Origin of the sequence: Lactococcus sp. DD01 (genome assembly GCF_001578715.1) — a bacterium.
Lineage (GTDB): Bacteria > Bacillota > Bacilli > Lactobacillales > Streptococcaceae > Lactococcus > Lactococcus petauri.
Genome location: NZ_KQ968943.1, coordinates 9,072 through 29,424 on the forward strand (window position 1 = coordinate 9,072; position 20,353 = coordinate 29,424).

Consider the following 20,353-nt stretch of genomic DNA (forward strand, 5'->3'; position numbering starts at 1 on the left):
TTGTAATGGAAAATAATAAAACAAGTTACAATCTTTAGTTTTTCTTTATATCATGCACAATAGAACATCCATTATCGCTACTAAATTATCTCGTATAATGGAATCGTACCATTTCCGAAAGCGTTTTCCCACCTCTCAAGTAAAAGAATTTTGTTATGATTAATATGTGATAATAACATGACCAGAATTAGGTAAAACAAAGAAGAGCCCAGCAAGGCTCTTCTTTGTTTTATTTGCTATAATTAGCAGTGGTACTAAACCTTGATAGAGAGCAGATCATTTTATGATTAATGTACTGCTCACATTCACTAATTATATTATTTCTGATTCTTTCAAAAAAGCAATTTAAAACCTCACCGATAGAGCTCCAAATTGCTTTAAGCTTTAAGTTAGAATGGGAATTCTTCACTTCAAGCAGTTTTAACAAATATTTTCAACTACATTATAATCCTTTTCTTAATACTTTGCAATCACAAACGAACTTTATTTTCCCTTGGTGCTCCATCGTTATGAGTCCTCAAAAGCTCGTATTTGAGCGCTCACAGTTCTTATGGTCTAAACATAAACATGATGCTAAAAGCAAGAGCCCCTAAAACATTTGATTTCCATTCCTGTTGTACTAACTGGAATAGTTTCTTTCATATTTAGAAAATGTTCTAAATATATTTTAAAATCTGAAGTTTTTTTATCCATGTCTACCTCATTTTACGGTTCCGGGTCAAAATCTGGACCATTCGGATAAGTAGTCGAAGATTTATTTCCTACTCCAAATCTACCTCGTTCAATCCCATCTTAAACGTGCTTAATAGCACCTTCAGCTTCAGCGTTAACAATGTTCTCAACAGCTTTTGCCCCGCCATTACATATCAACCATCTTGTTTAATATATACGCTAGCTTCCTCTAAATTCTCTCTGCCATATTTTTGCCAATCGGGCTTTTTATTTAGTATGTCTTTCACACTTTCGTGGTCTAAAGAACGACCTCCTCCACTTCCTCCTGCAACAGCTGATGAAAAAACTGTACTATCATTTTTTCCTCTTTCTCTTTTTTCTCCGCCATAGCAATAAGTTGATGAGAAAAATTTTTCAATGCTTTATCAAACTGACCTAGTAGATCTCCCAGTTCATTATTTACTTTCGTACCTTTAACCATACCTTCAACATCGGAATATTTATCTCAACTTTTTCAAACTCAGGAAGTTCTAATTCTAGAAAAGGTTTAACTGCTTCTTTAGCTGCTTCAACACTTGATTTTATTTTACTCAATATATACTCCTACATTTCTTTATTTATAACCCTTCTTATAACATAATAATTTGATAAGTAAAATTATATTACTAAATAAATCAAATATGATATGTTGCATGGCTATGATACAATAGATGAAGTTAAATAAAGGGTGAGAGATGATTAAAATTTATTATAGAGGAAGCTGTGGTTCTTCTCGACGTGCATTTTCTTGGTTTGAAAAATATAATATCAATGTACAAAAACAGCAAATAAGTAAAATAACCAGAGATGACCTTGTCAAATTGCTCCAACACTCTGATGAAGGACTGAAAGATATTGTAAAGCGCCCAGGAAAGAGCAGCTCTGAGGTGAGAAATGCGCTAAAATATATGGAACTCCTCTCATTCAGTGAAGCCCTCGACTTTTTACTTTCACATACCTGCGTACTTCAGACACCAATTACTATGGATAAACATAACCATCTTATTGGATATAATGAAGATGAAATACGAAAATTTCTACCAAGAGAATATCGACATCATCGACTATAAAAAATATTTATGTTAAGCTTAGTGCCCAGAAAATGTTATTTAAAGTTAAAAATCTATAGACAGAGCTCTTGTCTATAGATTTAATATTAATAAAAGAAGCACATCGTGTTTTAACTGCTTCTCATAGTGTTGCTGACATTCTCAAAACGGCTACATGGGACTTGTATCGAACAATTCCTTTTTCTTTACCATTATTATATCAAAAGTAATCCCTATTTCACAGCATCTTTCAAAACTTTGCCTGCTTTAAATGCAGGAATAATCATCTCTCTATTATTGGGTGTGTGCTTACATTCATGATATAATGAATGTAACAAATAACAAAAGGAAGTTTCAATGAATCAAAAAATAATACCGAGTCTTTGGTTTGAAAAACAAGCAGAAGCTGCGATGAATCATTATACTTCTGTTTTCCCAAACTCAGAAATTACGCACATAGAACGTTACCCAGATGAAGATTTAGACCCTCATTTTGCAGGAATGTCAGGCAAAGTGATCACTGGAGAATTTGTGCTTGATGGTACAAAATTCCTCTGTTTAGATGGCGGTCCTATCTTCCAAATGAATGAAGCAATTAGCTTTACAATTGAATGTAAAAATCAAGAAGAGATTGATTATTATTGGGAGAAACTGAGTCATTTTCCTGAGAATGAACAATGTGGATGGTGTAAAGATAGGTTTGGAATGTCTTGGCAAATCGTTCCTAAAAATATGGGTGAACTTTTAAGCAAGGGAGGGAATAAGGCAATACAGGTCATGATGGCACAACAGAAAATTGTGATTGCAGAATTAGAAGATGTGTAAGGTCTATTGAATTGTAGGAGTTACCCTATCAAACTAGAAAGACGATAGTTCTGAGTATTTCAAACAGCATAACGTCAATGCTTACTTTTACAAGTTTCTTCATTATATTTCACAATTTCTATATAAGTTACTATTTAACTAGCTTAAACGGTCTCTTTGAGGTACACATCACTTTGGTGAGTTAATAGCTCTTGAACTTGTTATTGCCGTCGAGGCCCTGTATCGAGTGAGTCCTTTATCTTTCCCTAAACTGTAAATTATAAGCAGACTTATAATTTACAGTTTAGGGAATCACGGTGAATCAATATAAAAAAACGGAGCTCAGGTTGAATTCCGTTTTTCTTTTTATAAGATTTGTTATATTCTAATCTAATCCAATCCTTTATTTTCCCCAAGTTAAGTATTGAATAATTTTTATTATCCCTAAAATTATTGAAATGACACCAAGCATTGTCCAGAGAAACATTGTTCCCCAAAAAGGAACAAATAAAAAAATCAATCCTGCAATAATGCTTCCTCCCCCAGATGTTAAAAAACCTTTATTAGAGTCAAGATAGTGTCTAAGAACGAATGAAATAATCCCTTCCACAATCCAAGTCAAGCCAACAAGTATCCCAATAACTATAAAAATAATATTTGTAGCAATAGCTAAGTTAATAAGAGAACATATTCCAACAATTGTGTAAATAGCTCCTAAAAGAATATGGCTGAAGCGTGGGTGCCCTTCTGTATTTGAAGACTTGAGGGCTGGGATAAGATAAAAAAGACCTATAATTAAAAATGCTATTCCAATGATAATCGTTCCTATTTGTGCAACCTTGTCTGGTAAGAAAAGAATAAGACCCCCAATTAGGAGTGAAATCACTCCATTTATCCCAATACCATTCTTTAGTTTTTGTGAAAATTCTTCATTCATAAATATTCCTCCTTGTTTGTTAAAAATAAGTATATCAGTAAAACTAGCTAATTCCAAATAATTTGGAGAATTGTCAAGTAAATCAATATCAGAGTTATACCTATATTTATTGGTTCTGTTATCATAAAATAACTTCATTCCTAGTATTCATAGAATGTCCATTTTCTAGTTATTATTTGCTGGCAAATGCTATAATAAAAGAAAAAGTCTTGAGGTATTCAATGAAATTACTAAATAATTTAAAAAATGCTATGTCAAAATCCGAGAAAGTGCGGCCGAAAATTGGCGGTTTCCCTTATTTAGCCGAATGTTTACGAGAAGAAGGGTTCACTAAGAACACTTGGTATCTTCCTTCTGGTGATAGTTTTTACTTTACAAAAGAAGGCTCCCTTGTAATTCCAGGAAAACCATTAATTGAAGATATTACTACTTACCCACCTTACTCTGAAGAGAAACTAATAAGTGCCTTGCGAACTGATCAATCAGGAGAAACTACATTCCTAGAATTTTTGATGAACACATGGAAATCAGGTATAGTGAAATATGAAGTTAACTTCATTGAGAGATATATCATTTATTATGGTGCAGACGGTGAGACATATAAAGAGACTTATCCAGCAGTAGAAATTAACTGACAATTTCAATGAATAGTATCAAAACATACACACGATATTAGTTTAACTGCTGAAGAATTTTTGACACACGGGCATCCGATATTGCCATCCTTGCAATCTTTATTGCTATCATGGTGGTCGTGCAAGTTTTGAGTCAAATCGTCTATAGCGTGTGGCCATTGCCTATTGTGCCTACACTCTTGCATATTCCTGTAATCATCGGTTCCATTGTCTTAGGTGCACGGAAAGGTGCTTTCTTAGGGCTTGTAATGGGAATTATCAGCGTTATTAACTCCACAATCCTTACTACACCTTTGAGTTATGTGTTTAGCCCACTTCAACCCATTCCTGGTACAAATCATGGTTCCCTCTGGGCTTTAGTGGTTGCTATTGTCCCTCGAATCCTCATTGGTGTATTTCCTTATTTTATCTATAAAGCCATGAAAACACGTACAGGTGCAGGTATTGCTGCTTTTGTAGGTACAGCTACAAATACAGTACTTGTCTTAAGTTTCATTACTTTATTTTTTGGTCAATACACAGGGATGACTTTCGCAGGACTTATTCAGCTGATTATTACAAGTAATACCATTGCTGAAGTTGTTATTGCCGTCATTTTAACAGCAGCGATTGTTCCTTCTTTAAAAAAATCAAGATAAATTACAAAGCAGGCATCACAGAGGTTGCTGAAAAACGGTAAGATTTCTTGATTTTATCGTTTTTCTATATAATAAAGTTATGCTCAAACGTCAAGAGGAATTACTCTTAAGTCCTTATCTTGCTCTCTTTGATATTCTGGTTCCCAAAAATCATGAATTGCATCAGTTAAAAGAACTGGATGATTTTCAATTTATTTATGAAGAACTCAAAGACAAGTACGATTGCACTCAAGGGGCCACCACTATATTCATGGTCAATTTGAAGCGAATAGTCACTTTAAAGGAGGAAAAAGCAACCAAAATCATCAAGAGATCAAATTCTTGATGATTTTTTTGTCCTCAGTTTTTGAAACGGCTACTTCTTCAGCAGTCTCCATATTAGTGTGTATGTTTTTATGGTTAGAATGAAGTGTTCATAAAACGATAAACTCCTGAATATACACTTTTATAGTGAAAATAAAAAATCTCTCTAGCTTAAGAGAACTACAATGCTATGATATAAAATAATTCCAAAGCCTCCCCACATAATAAAAGAGATTACAAGATTTGATAAGCAAGAAGCAATGACAGACAATGAGTGAAAGCTAAAAATACAGGAATTGTCTGACCTATTAGTGAGTGTATCAAATACGGTCACAAAAGCACGAATTTTACGCACAAAAATACCCACTAAGGGTAGTTTAGTGGGTACCAGAAAAAGATTTTGTATCGTACAACGCAATAATTTTATCAAGCCTAGGTCTGGACTTCAATTTTAAAGCACACTTTTCATGCATAAACAAAAATCCCACCATTACATTACATGGTAGATTAGACCTCTTCTTTTTGTTACAATGATGAAGTAGAGTTTATGAACGTTAGCCCCGATTGGAGGTGATGCCGTGGTTTTAGTGACAATTCCTCACAAAACATGAAAAGCGAAAATTTTGAGTGTGTTTGAATCTCTAGCATTGATGTTTACCTTCGGTAGCTTTATACTAGGATTAATTGATCTCATTCTTAAGATCATCAAAAGCATAAAAATGACCGTTCAGTTTAGCAGTCATGAAGATCATTTAGATTAAATTGGATGTTACCGCTCTTAAAACGGCTACATGGACTTGTATCGAGCAAGTCCTTTTTCTTTATTATTTCAGAACGTAAGGATTTGTCAAAAGTATTAATTTTTTATTTGACGCATCTTTTAAAGCCCTACCCGCTTTAAATGCTGGGACAGTCGTTGCTTTGATTTTGAGATTATTGTGTGATGTCATTTTCAAATAGTTTTCTTAATTTTATCTTTTCTTCATTTGATAATCCAATATTGGGAAATTGAGGTTGACTAAAACTACTTAACTGATTTTCAAATACGGAAAATTTATCAGATAGGCCTTTAAAAGATTTATCACTAGTTAATCCAGATAGTTTGGTATAGTCAAAAATATTTGTTTCCATATTTATATATTTTATTCTTCTTTATGACGATCCTGATTTTTATCTTCAAAACTCATTCTCTTTTTTATTTTATAAACGGTAGGTCGAGAAAGACCGTTTTTTTTCAATTTTCACAACTGGCACTTCTTTTTTTTACATATCTATTACTGTTTTATAGACTAACTTTTTTGAGAATCTGGTGAGTTAAGAGAGTATTCTGTTGGTCGTCCCTTATATCATCCTGCTTACTTCACCAAGAGTACACCCTTGACGCTAACGTTCTCGTATTTTCTCACGTTCATTTTGTGCAATATAGCTTAGAAGAGACAAAAACATATCAAACATTGCGGTGTTAAGAAGTTCACTTCCTGTATCAACATCTAAAAACTATGCATCTAATATTTTCAAATTAACTTTTTTCTGCTTCATAAAAGCAACTGTAATTCTTATATCTCCATAATTCAGACATCATCTCTAATTGTCGCCTAAATTTTGGTCTTGTGAAGAGACTCGAATATATCCAATATTTGCCATAAAAATTCCTTTTTTAAAATAAGAGTAAATTTTACTGCTATTATAGATTGACTACATTCCAAATTTTTATTTATCTAACGTTATTGAAAGGAGTAGTTTTAATATCATATACAATAAACGAATTAAAATAAAAAAACCACGAACAGCTCTCTATGGAATTTTTAAATTTAGTATTAATTATTCTTTGAGACATAGTACAAATTAACAAATTGACCGTATTGCCTAACATTTTCGAGCTCAAACTTTTGCTTATACTCCCCTTTGGGGAATAATGGAATTCCATTACCAATAAGTATTGGAGCAATGGATATGATCATTTCATCAATAATATTTTTTTCTAAGCATTCTCGAATTAATTCCCCCCCCCACTATCCAAATATCTTCAGCTAAATTTTGTAACATTTTTATATTATCAAATGCCAAAACATCTTCTTGAGAAAAACGACCTCGTAAAGTTTTGGAATGCGTTAAAACTAATGTTTTTTTATCTTTATATGGCCATTCTGATAAGGCTTCAGCTTCTAGTGAGCTTAACCAATCAAATGTTTTCTTGCCCATAACTACATAATGAATATCTTGAAGGAACTCACCATATCCATTATCTCCCTCCCCCTCAACCTCTTCTAGCCAATCCAGGGATTCATTTAGTGTTGCAATATAGCCGTCTAAACTTTCTCCAATAAATAATTTAATCATCAATAAATCTGCACATTCTTTAAATAAAAAATTTTCCCTATTAATTAACCAATGTTAATCAACTTCTACTACTGGGTAAGTTTCTTTATTATAACATATACAAGAGTTGCAAACAAGGAACCATCAAAAAAACAGTGTCATCTATAATAATTGTAATATCAAAAATTTCTGATTTATGCTATGATTTATTTATTGCGAGGAGGATATAGATGGAAAAATGGTCCAGGAGAAAACAGTTTACTCGACTAATTATTCATATTGGTAGTTTATTTTACATAGCGATATTACTTTTTCTAGTGATGAATCAACAGGGCATTATCAAAAGTATTATCCAAAAATATTTTGAAATCAACATACAGAATGTGTTGTTACTTTTTTCAACAGAAGATTGGGGACAAATCTTGACGGAAAAACTAAGGCAAATGGGGATAGAACTTGCATTAGTTATTGGACTACAGATTCTAATAGTTATTGTAGGTTTAATCTTTATTGGTTGGTTTCTATGGAAATTAAAGAAAATTAATCCGTGGTATTTTAGTGAAAAGTTACTAGTTATTGGGTATCTCTTTTTTACCTTATCATTAATAATATTTTTGACAAAAATGGGTTTAGAAGCATACCAAACCTACCAAATCATATTGCAACGGGTAAATGCTTTAAGTGTGGATGAATTAAGGATATTTCAAGAGCAAATTACAAATAGTTTTTCCCATATTAATTTCACCTGGAATTATTTAGTTTCTGATATTCTTACTTTACTCGAACAACTAAGAGATATTCTAAGCAAGACTCAAAAAATTGCAGGAGTTCCAGAATTATTGAAACAAAGCTGGCAACACCTTCTTATTTTGAAGAATTGGTTAATAGGATGCAGTGTTAGCGGAATAGCAATTGTTTTAGTTGGACATGGAGTCGCAGGAGTACAATTAATAAAAAATAGTACTTATATTCAAAGAAGGTTGCAAAGATCTAAATATTCTCGTCAGATTGAGCTTAATGATCGATTGGTGACGGTGATTGAACAACAACAGTTATTGATTGAAGAGATGGCGAAAAACAAAAAAGGTGACGCATAGATAAAGTTAAACTTCTAGAATTTAGTAGCATGAGGTATGGTAGATTATCTTGTGGAAATACAAAATTATGGGTACAGATAAAATATCTCAAGTTGCACTGAATACGTAGCTTTATTTTCTAGAAGTTGTCACTTATCAGTTTGAGTAATTATATAACTAAGAAGTTAAAATTAAAAAGCGTCTCCTACTCTTAAGAGTAGGAGACGCTTTTGGAGTTAGTCTTGATTATTTCGTGCAAAACCGATCAAACGAAGTAACGTAATGAATAAATTGATGAAATCAAGATAGAGGGAAAGAGCCATACTGATTGCCCAACCATTAGATACATCCCCATTATTTTGACGGTACACTTGTTCAATTTTTTGATTTTCCCAAGCAATAAGTCCGCTGAAAATAATGACACTAATTATTGAAGTGAGAAAAACAACCATTGTACTTCCTAAAAAGAAGTTAATCACCCCTGCAATAATGACGCCAATGAGCATTCCTATCATCGCTCGTCCCATCCCAGATAAATTACGTTTCGTTGTTCTTCCATAAATAGATAGTCCAAAAAACATGCCTGCAGAGGAAATGAAAGCTAAAGTTACATCTGAATCAGTATAAGCGATCAATGTAAAACTTAGAAGGAATCCCATCATTGCCGAGTATAGGATAAAGAGAGGAAGAGCTGTAGGTTTATTCTTCATCGCTGCATTTTGCATGGGGAAAATCATAAACATGGGAACTAACCAGATAATAAGCATCCCCCAGCCCATTTGTTGGACAAAAGTCATGACACTTTGCCAAAAAATTTTAATTGTAAGAAACGAAGTCAGGGCTGAGATCGCTACTCCAATTCCCACTATCCCATAGATACGAGAATAAAATTGATTTAATGCGACATTGTGATTATTAATTATTGGATTTTCCATAGCTGCTCTCATTCTTTTTTATATCTCATTATACAAAATAATGAGTCATTTTCAAAAAATAACGATAAAAAGCACCTGCTTATAACAAGTGCTTAGAAGATTGCTTCCGATTTGGTCAAATTGGAGCTCGTATCATTATATCACAAAATCATCTTGTATTTATCTTATGGTATAAAGTCTAGGACATAATATACAGATATGGCTCAGAGCAGTAAAGGGGAGTAAATAAAAAAACACTTAACAAACGATGTTACAACAGCTAAAAATATGAATTTACTACTTTTGTGAATGCTAGAAAAATAGTTTCATATAGTTTTTATAATCATTTAGAAAATAAAATCCACCTATACAAAAAATATAAATGGATCAAATGAATTACTTCTATTAGGTAAATTATTATAACAATCTCTTTCACATTTTGCAACCTTGACAAATAAAAAACTCCCTCGACCTGACAAGGAAGTAATATCAAACTCATTATGTAAAAAAAAGCAATTCTGATTTGATTATTGTTTGAATTTGATACATTCATTGTAACATAAAATAAGTCCAAAAACCTCCCGAGATAGTTAAAGTATTATTAGAAGAAGAACTTATCTAAGCGGGAGGCTAAGTCAGACAACGAAAATTCTAGGAGGTGCCTAACTCACCTTGATTATAGCATACCCGTTCATAAAAACGCAAGTTTTACGCACAAAATATCAGGTGGTATTTCCGATGATATAGAAACAGGAAAATTAACATTGGAAGCTAGTATTTCTCAGAAAAGATGAAACTAGAAAAATCGATGTAACTCTAGTTGACTATTTTAAATTGAGTAGCGAAGTTACTAGGAATGAGTGAGCACAATAGTACATGAGTATAAATGGCACTGCAATATTGTTTTCAATAACTTCTATGGTGACTGTGCTAGACAGTGCGGAGACTACTGTATTCCCTATCATGGGTTTTATGGAACTAATGATGATTCTGAATAAAATAGTCTATACCTATTAGTTAGGTATCTATCTAAGAGCTCCGTTTTATACAGGCGTTTTAATATGTTATAGTAAAAACCCATCAGACATAAACCATTTACCAGAATTACACATTTCTGATTGCTCCCTTTTATGCTATAGGAGCTTTGGTTCTTTAGCTTAGTTGGTCAAAGCCCCAAGCTCATAACTCGGTTACCACTGGTTCGAGTCCAGAAAGAACCATTATGCTATAATATAACTCAGTTTTTAATAGGTAATCCCCCGCCTTGCTGGGGATTTTTTTGTGCTAAAAATTTTTGAAATCACTTTTTTCTATTTGTTTTTAGTTTCGATTCTAGATATTTTATCTTGACTTTATTTCCGATTGAACAATACTACTTTCAATGGTCCATACAATATTATCATTGTCTTTTTTATATTCAACAATAAGAGTGATATTCGTAATGCATAAGATCCACCAACCAAATATTCCTTATTCTCTTGCAAATATAACCCTAACTTATCCAAAAATATCGATTTGTCTTCAAGAAATAATAATAATTTTCTAAGTCACGTTCTGATTTATTAAAGCGCCAAATGAAGAAATTGAACATTTAAATTTATATTCCGCCTTATATTTTGTAACACTTTCAAAATAATCTACTCAGTTCTTGATATAAGTTTTCCCGTCCCCCCTTCTCTCAAAGATTCTAAGTATATTTCCTTATTTTTCTCTACTATAGCCAACGTATAAACCATATTGATTTCTGCAACTTAAAGAGAAATTTTTTCCTTTAGGTGGACAATAGCGCCCACGGCCATTTCGATAAGTTATAAGCTTGATTAAATCAATAAGTTCTTCCCCAAATATCAAATAAGAAACAAGAGACATCTTTCGCCACAAGTGTACCTATATAAATACCAAAGCTCTGATTGACTCAATGCCTTGCCTTGTACTCATTTAAGAAATCTTGAAGTTCATCATTCAAACTTTTCACATTCTCATAGAGCGTAAGCTCCTTTACAATTTCCTTATAGTTCTCTTTCAAGGTTTTCCGCTCTCTTTGTAAGGCTTCCAATCAATAAAGCTCTAAATATGAGCTGTTCGGTAATTTTGTAAATTGAGTTTCCCATTTTCTTGTTACTTTCTTTGAGATTCTGAACACTCTAATTATTCTAGGAACAAGGAAGATGCTAAGCCATAATTGCCACTCGTTCAACGGATTCTTTTCTTTTCTTATCGTTCCTATCGGGACAACTGGCTGGAAACCCATACATAATCTATAAAACGCTAGCAGCATTGGCTACTAGCGTCTTATTCTCATTGAACTTAATCATCAGACCAGCGTTCAAGTTTTCTCATAAATTTTTTCGTATATATCATCATTAAAAATATTTTTTCAAATCCACCTATACTTGATTCTTTAAAACGTTTCAAATTATATTTATACATTTCATCAAATTCTAAATCACATGTCCACTTTCCTTCCTCATAACAATACATACAATATTTGTCAGATAATTCACCATTTTTTTCAAAACCTCTAGGTGAGTTTGTATCCAAAGGTACCCCACAGCTTTGACATAGTGCTACTTTTACCATTTACCAGTTCCTCTCCAAAAATAAAAGTTCCCCTTATTAAACAGAAAATCATGATAATCAATAGTTTGTCATAATAAATCCCCCTAGAGTTACATGAAATCTTTTCAGAATAAAATAATCATTCGTCATTCTCCCAAGAATTAGAAAATTCACCATTCTTAAATAATGTAATCAAACCACTAACTTGCTTAAGGCGAAGCAGTTCTTCTTTGTCCATTCCAATCTGATCCATTATCCACTTATCACTTACCCCTGCTTCAATTAACTGTCGTACAATATTTGTCATCAAACCTACAATGTGTGTTCCACGCGCCCGATTATGCCTAATTGTACTAGCAATACGATCAGTCAATGGTCTATCAATAACCGATACCGGAAGAAAATTATTTTCTCTTTCTAAAATAATCTTTGAATTTTTCATAACCAGATACCTATGAAATCCATCTACAATCTCATATATATCCTCGTCCTGTCTATAATAACATACTATAGGCATCGTGTAACCGTCTTCCAAAATTGATCGTTCAAGCAGTTCCATTTCTGGTTGCGCAGCTACATTAGGATTATAAGAATTAGCTTGAATTTTATCTATTGGAACTTGAATTATATTGTAAACTGGGCTTAAAAAATCTTTTTCCATTTTTCCATGGCCTCCTGTTTCTCTTGTAGTTCATCCTTTGTCTGTGTAAATCCCATATATTGACACGAAGAATCATTTTTTAAAATAGTAATACACATTCTCTTGTAAGAAGGAAGCAAACGAAAACTTCGAAGTGGGATATCATCAGGATAATTTCTAAATCGTATTACCTCATAGTCCTGTTTATATTGTCTGTTGTTCTGAGGAGCGCCTAACTTTTCAAAATTTAAAGAAGTCTCCATTAATTCACCTACAACCTTAACTGGCAATGCTCCCCCTTTTTCTGTCCAATATTTAATTGATGACTCAAATTTTTTACAATAAATTTTTTTTGTTTTAGTCGGAAGAGTCCGCAAAAGGAAGTCTACATAGCTTTGCCATGTATGTCCCTTAGGTAATTGAGCTTCTCTGTACCCCATTGCCGAAGTTTTACCGTAAATAGACGCGAAGTTTGCTCCATTTACCCTACCTACCAACTTTCCCCAAGTTTCAGGTTCAATTTCTTTATACAGCTTCAATGACTGTATACCACACTGATGAAATGGATTTGCAACTCGCATAAACTTGAAGGGAACTCCTGCCTGAAAAAATACGTCATATAAGCGATTATAGTCTAGATTGAACTTTGCAATTGCAATCCAAACGTCCTCAAACAACCAATCATAAATTGGGTAAAAGTTGAAAACATTATGGAAAACACGTTTACTATAAGAGACCGTACCAAATCTAGAAAATGTCTCTTTCCTTGTAACAGCCGTATACCTATTAAGACTTTCTTGAGCTCTAATTCCAACCAATACTGCAGTTCTTGTTGCTTCCGTTTTTTGATGAAGCCATTGACAAAATCGACTTTGAAACTCATAATCAGACATTCCAATTTTGAAAAACGGTAAATCATGATTATATAAATTAATAGAATTTTTAGGGATATCTTTAACCCAAATTTCTTTAGAATTTGGATCCCAAGGTAACCAAGTTGATTGGTACATTGAGATTCCACAAGAAGCTGAAACAGGCATACAAACATGATAGTAATCAAAATTTTCATACTTCCCTAAACTGCGTCGTACATAATCGTTTGTCAACTGATAATTGCCTTCATAGTCCATATAGAATACCGAAACTTTTATTTTCTTTTTTTCCAAATGATGTGTTTCATAATACCTTTGCACTAACTCTAGCATTACTCCTGAATCCTTACCTCCAGAAAACGAAATCACTACATGATCAAAATAAGAAAAAATATATTCCAAACGTTGATTGAACGCTTCATATACATTTATTGTTTGATAAGATTTCCCCATAATTATTCCTTTTATTATCATCAAAATTAACATCGTCAGATGAACCCACTATTTTCAAAGCACTCCTGCGAGTCAAGAACCATCTAAATATAACATGTAATACATCACTTACCTATCCGTACTAACTAAAAGCTAATATACAATTTTCTATTCTCCATTTTCTTCTTCGGTTTTTAATATGCAATAGTGTGCCAATTCTTCTTTAATATGCATAATTTCATCATCAAGTTCTTTTTTACTTTTTCTTTGATATAGCTCAAATTCTATTTTTTTCTTATACTTAACTAAGTCATTTGTTGGTATTTTTTTTAAATCAGTCAAAACACGAGTTTCCGCATTAAATACGGGAATATAAAATTGATAAATTCTATACGCGGCAAAACCAACTCCCATAATAAAGAACGTGAAGATGATTACTCGAAAAATGACAGCTCCCCCCTCTCCAAAAAACATATCTCCAAATTTTTCACTCATTGACATTAATATCGACATTAATATCTGCCCTCCTCTTCGTTTGCACATTTACTACTTATGTGTGCATGCTTATATCCATAAATCCTGCCCACTTAATAAACAACACATTAGCTAGTCTAGTAATGAGCCTATACACATATACGGGATGAAACTAATTTCAGAAGCAGCTACAAATAGGCAACAAGATTTTTTTATAATGATGCTAAGTGATATACAAACTTCCCCAAGCTGATTCAGACAATCCCCTCTATTTATTTTTGCATAATCTTCTGCAAAACAACAATGCTTTTTCTTTATGTTTTTCATAACACAAAGGTATTTGAATCGTTCTTTACCCAATGATATACTTGTCACAGTTAGAGCAACTTTTTACTTAACAAGGAGGAAAAAATGATAAAAGTATATTGCAGAAACGGGTGTAGTTCAAGTCAAAAAACCCTTAACTGGCTTCAAAAGTATGGAATTGAGTTAAAAAAAAAGCATGTAAATCAAATTTGCAGAGAAGACATAAAAAAAAATACTAAGCGTCTCCTCTTATGGAATGGAAGAGATACTTAGACACCCAAATAGAGCCACCTTAGAAACTCGCAAGAAACTTGTACTACTCCAGGATATGCATCTTAGTGAAGGAATAGACTTTTTATTGGATAATCCTGAGCTGCTACAGAGTCCAATTGTTATAGGGACAAATAAATATATGATTGGTTTCAATGCTGAAGATATCAGACAATTATATAGCTTTTGTATTTACAGAAAAATAGGAATTACAATAATTATGTAGTTTCAAACTGTATAATATCGAGTAGTGATTTTTTGGCTGAATCAATTTTTGTAGCGTTATCTTTATAATAGCATAAGCAAATGGGTAATTTCAACGGAGGATTCATTGACATGTGAACAAACTGCTCATTATCAGGTATAATAGGATATAGACTAGCTGGCAACATGGTTAATGCGCCAAAATGATTACAATAATCTATCAAAAACTCCCACGAGCTAGTTTCTAACGCAACTTTTGGAGTTAAATTCTCGCTAGAAAAATGTTTATATATTTGACTATTCATTAAGAATTTATTATCCAAAATACAGAGACGCTCCATATTAATTTCTTCTAGCGATATCTGCGTTCTAGTACGACTGTTAAAACGATGGTCTTTTTTCATATAAACAACAATCTCATCATCATAAAATGGAAGTGATTCTATTCCTTGATGAAAATTTTTTTCTTTAGGAGAGATTAAAAATGCAATATCAATTTGCTGATTCACTAATTTTTCTTCTAAAATAGTTACGTTTTCTTCAACAATCGCAATCTGTAACTGTGGGTTACGCGCAATAAATTTTACAATAACTGAGGATAATGCTGTCGCAAGAAAGGAAGCAGGAATACCAATTTTTATTACTTCTTTTTGTGAAACTTTCTCAAGTCGCTTTGTAAGTGTACTATCATATTTTAAAATCTTAAGAGCTATTTCATAAACTTCTTCACCTAAAGGAGTAAGCTTGATGATTCTACGATTATGTCTGATAAACAGTTCTACATCATATAGTGTTTCTAATGAATTAATAATTCTGCTTAACGCTGGCTGAGATACATACAACTTTTGGGACGTTTTGGTAATATTAAAATCATTTGCAACTAGTGCAACATAATATTCTAAATGAGTTATATTCATGGATACGATCCCCTTCTTAATACATTTCTAACTTACTACACATCAACATAGGTTGGCTCATGTCTAGGTAAATAACAACTATACTCTCCTAATTAGTATATTAAAAAAATGCTTTGTGGTCAATGTTTAAGAAATAGTTTAATCAAATACTGATAAATGAATCAAGAATTTAAAATTTTGTACCAGATCAATAATTCGAAAACATATTTCTAATATTATTCAATGCATTCAAAACTCTGTAATATCTGAAAATAATAATATCATATCTCTTGAATTAAGCTATCTTTAGCTTTATTTCACTATTTGGCTTCCACTATTTAAAACCTCTACGACCTATTTAAGCTCGTTTCCTTTTAACAGAAAAAATCCTGAGTAAAGCTGATTTCTCACTCGCTAAATCAGCTTTACTCAGGATTTTTGTTAGAAAATTCAATCTACTGATAGCATATTTCTATCTAGTTTATACGTAAATTGAAAAACAATACTGATTTTCAAATGAAGATTTGTACTAAGTTACTAAATAAAGTCATTCTATTAATGTTTATTCAAATTAAACCGTCGACAATCCTGATACAATTTCAATTGAAACAAGATAAGCAATGCCAATTAAAACCGTTCCTATTTGAGCTGTACGGCCAGGCAAATGCAAATAATATAGTATAAACAATCCAAAAATTGAGGAAATAAGGCCGTTAATCCCGATGTTGTTACGTAATTTTTTATATTCAGAAACCATATTCAATACTCCTTTTTCTGACAACCGGTAAGAAAAAAAGTTATAACTTACCTTAATATGCAATTCTCCCTAAAAGCTAGAGAACCTTTTAATAAATTATCCATATTTTAACCCTCTCTTATTTATGTTGTGTATTGTATCACAGAATATTCAAAGGCCAAGAAATTGACACACAGAAGTTCATCACTCTAAAAGTATAGAGCTACAAATAACTAGCTTAATATTTTATTATTAGGGAACCTTTAGTAACAAAAGATTGCAGATGATTAAAATTTATTATAGAAGCAGTTGTAATTCTATCAAACTGACTATCGCATGGTTTGAAAAATACAACATTGATATAGATAAGCTAAAAAACAACTAAATCAAAACTTCCTCCTTAAGTGACAAAAGCCTTGAAGTAATGTAGTGATTCCCCCTACTTTTACAAACTCCTCTTCTCTGATGTTCTTTTTCAGATGTATTAACTAAATATCCCTCCCCTCACTTATAGTACACACTTAGTACACACTGAATTTATAAAATTCTCAAACAGTCTCATCCTGTTTGCATGCTCGTCTGTTAGTTAATATTTTTTATTCGTTAAAATTGATTTGTATCAAGAAAATTTGGTACAATACTCAAAATTAGACATGTAAAAATAAAACATAAAAAATTATGTCCAATTGACTATTTCTTTTCTCACAATAAAATATAGATTCTACCGTTCAAGTGATATTCTATTGTTGATGAGAACTACAAAAAATAGATAGAAAAAGGAGCCACATGGAAAATCCAACCATTAATAATAGCAAAAACATTGATGCATTAAATAAATTTTATGCGCAGATTTATGGCATAGTCGGAATAGGAGTAGGCATTTCTGCATTAACTTCCTTCATTACCATAAAAGTGTTCTGGGAAAATGTCTTGAATTTTGTACAACAAATGGGATGGGGAATATTTGTTATTTGGCTTATTCCCATGCTTCTGATTTTCCCAATGCAAAATGCAGCAATGAAGAATAAACCCACAGCTCTCCCTTGGTTTATTTTATACTCAGCAATGATGGGATTCCTCCTCAGTTTCACACTCGTTGCTTATACAGCCTCTGATGTTACCTTAGCTTTTACCTCTTCTGCAGGAATGTTCTTTGGACTTTCCATTTATGGACGAGTAACAAAACGTAATTTATCAGGTATAGGACGAGCAATGATAGGAATGCTTATGGGCATTATTATTGCAGGGATAATTAACTTCTTTTTAGGCAGTCCGATGGTTGTTTTTCTCACCTCCGTGATTAGCGTTATTATCTTCAGTGGGCTTATTGCTTGGGATAATCAGAAAATTGAGTTAGTCTATCATCAAAATAATGGAAATATCTCTCAAGGTTGGGCCATAAGTATGGCCTTATCACTTTATCTTGATTTTATCAATTTGTTCATTACTTTACTTCGTTTGATCGGCTTTACGAGAAAAAGTCAAGACTAAACAATAGGATATAAGAATTTGAATATTTTAAGAAAAAAACACTACGGATCCCTAGTGGGATGTTTACTATTATTACTATGTATCTATTTACTAACCAAAGTAAGTTTCATTTTTGAGCCGTTTATTTCAGCATTTACCATAGTACTCCCTCCAATAATAATTGGAGGTGCACTTTATTATTTACTGCATCCCATTATAGACAAACTTGATAATAAGAATATTTCAAGAAAAATTTCTATTTGGAGTTTATTCGTCATTATATTACTCTTATTATTGATGGGAATAGTACTTTTGGTTCCTATAATATCTGATAAATTCTCAGACTTAATAACAAATTTTCCTATTGAGTTCAAAGAATGGCTGATTTCAGTAGAGACATTTATGGAGGAGAAACATTTAAATCAATTTAAAGAAGAATTTGGTTTAATTTCTGATAATCTTTCTGGAGAAATATTAAACATAAGTAAAAATTCTTTCTCATATATTTTTTCATTCTCAAAATCAGCTGCTAGTGGTATTTCGATTGTTTTTATGGCAATTGTTATATCACCAATAGTACTGTATTATCTACTGAATGACGGGAGAGAACTTCTTCCTTTTTTAAAAAAACCATTTCCAAAAACTTGGCAGAAACATATTGAAATTCTTTTAATAAGTATGAACACACAACTTGAGAATTATGTGAGAGGTCAGGTTTCAATCGCTATCATCGTTACCCTTCTTTTGCTTATTGGCTTACCATTTGTGGGCTTAAAGTATGCAATCATCGTTGCAATCTTTTCAGGAGTAATGAATCTTATACCATTTCTAGGATTTTATTTAGCTATTATTCCAGCTTTGTTAATAGCTTTTATTACAGGTGGAATACCAATGTTAGTAAAAGTATCTATTATTTATGCGCTAGAGCAATTGGTTGAAGGACGGTTTATCACTCCATTGATATTGGGGAGGCAATTGAAGATTCATCCACTCACTGTAATGTTTGTATTGTTAGCTGCTGGTAAACTTGCTGGTTTTTGGGGAGTAATTTTTGCTATTCCTTTGTATACGGTAATAAAAGTATTAGTAACATATTTACTTGAGATCCATAAGAACGAGAAACTAAATTGTCAAGAATAAACTAGGCAACAAAACAAGCTTTGAATAATGCAAAAGGCTGCTGTATAATAAAGCATATACTTTTGCTATGTTGGGATAAAGTTACTTTGCACCATAAGATTGCAGCTTCCTTCAAATATAGGGAGCTTTTTATTTCTCACATAAAAAGTGTACTTAAGCCTTCCTTGACATCTCTAAGCCAGAGTAACGAAAAAGGCTGAGGGGGAACCCTCTTGAAAAACACCATTCATTTAGAAACGTGGGGACAAACCACACATCTTCCGCACGTTTCTAAATGAATGGTATTATAAAGTCACACTTAACAGCACAAGGAACAAAAGGGATAGGAAGAGATACCCAACCCGTTGTAGCTCTAAAGCAGACAATGGGTTAAGTATTAATAGGACGTTTCTTGTCAAAAAAATATAGATTTCTAGAATTATCACAAGATGTGTTGTTGATAACTTTCCTATTGCACAAATTTTCACCTAACATATATTGCATTTTAACCTCTCTTTACAATATATATTTATCCAAATTTTTTCTCCTCTAGTTTTAATAATTAATTTACACTTGACTACTGCAAAGCTTTTCAGAACAATAAACTCATAAAATGGACTTATGCTATTTCTTAATTATATTGTTGCCTACCTTCATAGTTTAGACTCTTAACCAAGCATCCTCATCAACTACTAAGTTAGTAATGCACAGGAGATAAGCGCCAACAGATGATTAGAATTCTATTATGCGAAGCTATTAGTTCAACATGCTTCTGGGTAATTTTATAGTGGTCAAGAAATATTCCAAATATCAAATAAAATGTTTTGATGGTTTAGATATCAGTTAAATTAAACTTAATATCTAACGATACCAGTATTCACCCTACTACTTCGTTACTAGACAACTTAGATGCTATTGCTTTCTTCTGAAATCAAAAAACAGGTGCCTAAGCTCAATAAACAATACAATTCTGAAAGCATTATAATTGA

23 protein-coding genes, 1 tRNA gene and 1 pseudogene are annotated in these 20,353 nt (G+C 32.3%); 11 read left to right on the forward strand and 14 right to left on the reverse strand.

From position 1 onward, the window contains the following. Positions 1-970: 970 nt before the first annotated feature. Both LACDD01_RS12480 and LACDD01_RS12555 read right to left on the reverse strand, forming a co-directional pair. Positions 971-1,153 carry a hypothetical protein gene (locus LACDD01_RS12480; RefSeq protein ID WP_061414991.1) on the reverse strand — a complete coding sequence of 61 codons (183 nt, stop codon included), beginning with the start codon at positions 1,151-1,153 and terminating at the stop codon, positions 971-973. Then, positions 1,132-1,266, reverse strand: coding sequence for a hypothetical protein (locus LACDD01_RS12555; RefSeq protein ID WP_255357190.1), 135 nt, complete (start codon positions 1,264-1,266; stop codon positions 1,132-1,134). The genes LACDD01_RS12480 and LACDD01_RS12555 overlap by 22 nt, the downstream gene beginning before the upstream one ends. A gap of 140 nt (positions 1,267-1,406) precedes the next feature. Between LACDD01_RS12555 and LACDD01_RS10345 the strand changes: the two genes are divergently transcribed. Continuing rightward, positions 1,407-1,781, forward strand: coding sequence for an ArsC/Spx/MgsR family protein (locus tag LACDD01_RS10345; protein ID WP_061414994.1), 375 nt, complete (start codon positions 1,407-1,409; stop codon positions 1,779-1,781). 336 nt (positions 1,782-2,117) lie between these two features. Further along, entirely contained in the window at positions 2,118-2,585 is a 468-nt protein-coding gene (locus LACDD01_RS10350; protein ID WP_061414997.1) for a VOC family protein, read from the forward strand. Positions 2,586-2,967: 382 nt separating this feature from the next. Here LACDD01_RS10350 and LACDD01_RS10355 read toward each other — a convergent pair whose 3' ends face one another. Further along, positions 2,968-3,501 (reverse strand): DUF308 domain-containing protein, encoded by a 534-nt coding sequence (locus LACDD01_RS10355; protein WP_061415000.1) that lies wholly within the window; start codon positions 3,499-3,501, stop codon positions 2,968-2,970. 221 nt (positions 3,502-3,722) lie between these two features. Here LACDD01_RS10355 and LACDD01_RS10360 point away from each other — a divergent pair, with 221 nt between their 5' ends. From LACDD01_RS10360 to LACDD01_RS11675, 4 genes are all read left to right on the forward strand, one after another. Further along, on the forward strand, positions 3,723-4,136 hold the full coding sequence (locus LACDD01_RS10360) for a DUF1398 family protein (RefSeq protein ID WP_061415003.1): 414 nt from the start codon (positions 3,723-3,725) through the stop codon (positions 4,134-4,136). Positions 4,137-4,192: 56 nt separating this feature from the next. After that, positions 4,193-4,774 (forward strand): ECF transporter S component, encoded by a 582-nt coding sequence (locus LACDD01_RS10365; RefSeq protein WP_156468524.1) that lies wholly within the window; start codon positions 4,193-4,195, stop codon positions 4,772-4,774. Between the two features lie 79 nt (positions 4,775-4,853). Beyond that, on the forward strand, positions 4,854-5,099 hold the full coding sequence (locus tag LACDD01_RS10370) for a hypothetical protein (protein ID WP_061415009.1): 246 nt from the start codon (positions 4,854-4,856) through the stop codon (positions 5,097-5,099). Positions 5,100-5,706: 607 nt separating this feature from the next. Beyond that, positions 5,707-5,838, forward strand: coding sequence for a putative holin-like toxin (locus tag LACDD01_RS11675; RefSeq protein ID WP_255357191.1), 132 nt, complete (start codon positions 5,707-5,709; stop codon positions 5,836-5,838). 172 nt (positions 5,839-6,010) lie between these two features. Here LACDD01_RS11675 and LACDD01_RS10375 read toward each other — a convergent pair whose 3' ends face one another. The 4 genes and pseudogenes from LACDD01_RS10375 to LACDD01_RS10380 all read right to left on the reverse strand — a co-directional run bounded on the left by LACDD01_RS10375 (position 6,011) and on the right by LACDD01_RS10380 (position 7,417). Then, positions 6,011-6,208 carry a hypothetical protein gene (locus tag LACDD01_RS10375; RefSeq protein ID WP_061415012.1) on the reverse strand — a complete coding sequence of 66 codons (198 nt, stop codon included), beginning with the start codon at positions 6,206-6,208 and terminating at the stop codon, positions 6,011-6,013. An 11-nt stretch (positions 6,209-6,219) separates the two neighbouring features. After that, positions 6,220-6,649: pseudogene (locus tag LACDD01_RS12485) on the reverse strand (recombinase family protein); the annotation flags it as partial. Between the two features lie 245 nt (positions 6,650-6,894). Then, positions 6,895-7,038, reverse strand: a complete 144-nt coding sequence (locus LACDD01_RS12490) for a hypothetical protein (protein ID WP_231863443.1) — start codon at positions 7,036-7,038, stop codon at positions 6,895-6,897. 4 nt (positions 7,039-7,042) lie between these two features. Beyond that, positions 7,043-7,417, reverse strand: a complete 375-nt coding sequence (locus tag LACDD01_RS10380) for a dihydrofolate reductase family protein (protein ID WP_061415015.1) — start codon at positions 7,415-7,417, stop codon at positions 7,043-7,045. Between the two features lie 209 nt (positions 7,418-7,626). On the opposite strand from LACDD01_RS10380, the gene LACDD01_RS10385 reads away from it, so the two are divergent. Further along, positions 7,627-8,493 (forward strand): hypothetical protein, encoded by an 867-nt coding sequence (locus LACDD01_RS10385; protein WP_061415018.1) that lies wholly within the window; start codon positions 7,627-7,629, stop codon positions 8,491-8,493. Positions 8,494-8,708: 215 nt separating this feature from the next. Here the strand turns inward: LACDD01_RS10385 and LACDD01_RS10390 are convergent, their stop codons facing one another. Beyond that, positions 8,709-9,407, reverse strand: coding sequence for a Bax inhibitor-1/YccA family protein (locus LACDD01_RS10390; RefSeq protein ID WP_061415020.1), 699 nt, complete (start codon positions 9,405-9,407; stop codon positions 8,709-8,711). Between the two features lie 1,125 nt (positions 9,408-10,532). Between LACDD01_RS10390 and LACDD01_RS10395 the strand changes: the two genes are divergently transcribed. Continuing rightward, positions 10,533-10,606 (forward strand) — tRNA-Ile (locus LACDD01_RS10395). Between the two features lie 1,087 nt (positions 10,607-11,693). Here LACDD01_RS10395 and LACDD01_RS10405 read toward each other — a convergent pair. The 4 genes from LACDD01_RS10405 to LACDD01_RS10420 form a co-directional block, all read right to left on the reverse strand. After that, positions 11,694-11,966, reverse strand: a complete 273-nt coding sequence (locus LACDD01_RS10405) for a zinc ribbon domain-containing protein (protein ID WP_061415026.1) — start codon at positions 11,964-11,966, stop codon at positions 11,694-11,696. Between the two features lie 118 nt (positions 11,967-12,084). Then, a complete protein-coding gene (locus tag LACDD01_RS10410; protein WP_061415028.1) occupies positions 12,085-12,606 on the reverse strand; it encodes an IbrB-like domain-containing protein in 522 nt (173 codons plus the stop codon). Next, entirely contained in the window at positions 12,588-13,910 is a 1,323-nt protein-coding gene (locus LACDD01_RS10415) for a DUF3440 domain-containing protein (protein WP_061415145.1), read from the reverse strand. The genes LACDD01_RS10410 and LACDD01_RS10415 overlap by 19 nt, the downstream gene beginning before the upstream one ends. 147 nt (positions 13,911-14,057) lie before the next feature. After that, a complete protein-coding gene (locus LACDD01_RS10420; protein ID WP_061415031.1) occupies positions 14,058-14,402 on the reverse strand; it encodes a hypothetical protein in 345 nt (114 codons plus the stop codon). Between the two features lie 523 nt (positions 14,403-14,925). Between LACDD01_RS10420 and LACDD01_RS12685 the strand changes: the two genes are divergently transcribed. Beyond that, entirely contained in the window at positions 14,926-15,165 is a 240-nt protein-coding gene (locus tag LACDD01_RS12685) for an ArsC/Spx/MgsR family protein (protein WP_061415034.1), read from the forward strand. Here the strand turns inward: LACDD01_RS12685 and LACDD01_RS10430 are convergent. Both LACDD01_RS10430 and LACDD01_RS10435 read right to left on the reverse strand, forming a co-directional pair. Next, positions 15,158-16,060 (reverse strand): LysR family transcriptional regulator, encoded by a 903-nt coding sequence (locus tag LACDD01_RS10430; RefSeq protein ID WP_061415037.1) that lies wholly within the window; start codon positions 16,058-16,060, stop codon positions 15,158-15,160. The two genes, LACDD01_RS12685 and LACDD01_RS10430, sit on opposite strands and share 8 nt — an antisense overlap. Before the next feature lie 550 nt (positions 16,061-16,610). Further along, positions 16,611-16,802: a hypothetical protein gene (locus LACDD01_RS10435; RefSeq protein WP_231863444.1), complete on the reverse strand. Its 192-nt coding sequence runs from the start codon at positions 16,800-16,802 to the stop codon at positions 16,611-16,613. Between the two features lie 759 nt (positions 16,803-17,561). On the opposite strand from LACDD01_RS10435, the gene LACDD01_RS10440 reads away from it, so the two are divergent. Beyond that, positions 17,562-18,266 (forward strand): Bax inhibitor-1/YccA family protein, encoded by a 705-nt coding sequence (locus tag LACDD01_RS10440; protein WP_061415044.1) that lies wholly within the window; start codon positions 17,562-17,564, stop codon positions 18,264-18,266. Between the two features lie 18 nt (positions 18,267-18,284). Then, positions 18,285-19,385: an AI-2E family transporter gene (locus LACDD01_RS10445; RefSeq protein WP_061415047.1), complete on the forward strand. Its 1,101-nt coding sequence runs from the start codon at positions 18,285-18,287 to the stop codon at positions 19,383-19,385. The last annotated feature ends 968 nt before the right edge of the window (positions 19,386-20,353 follow it).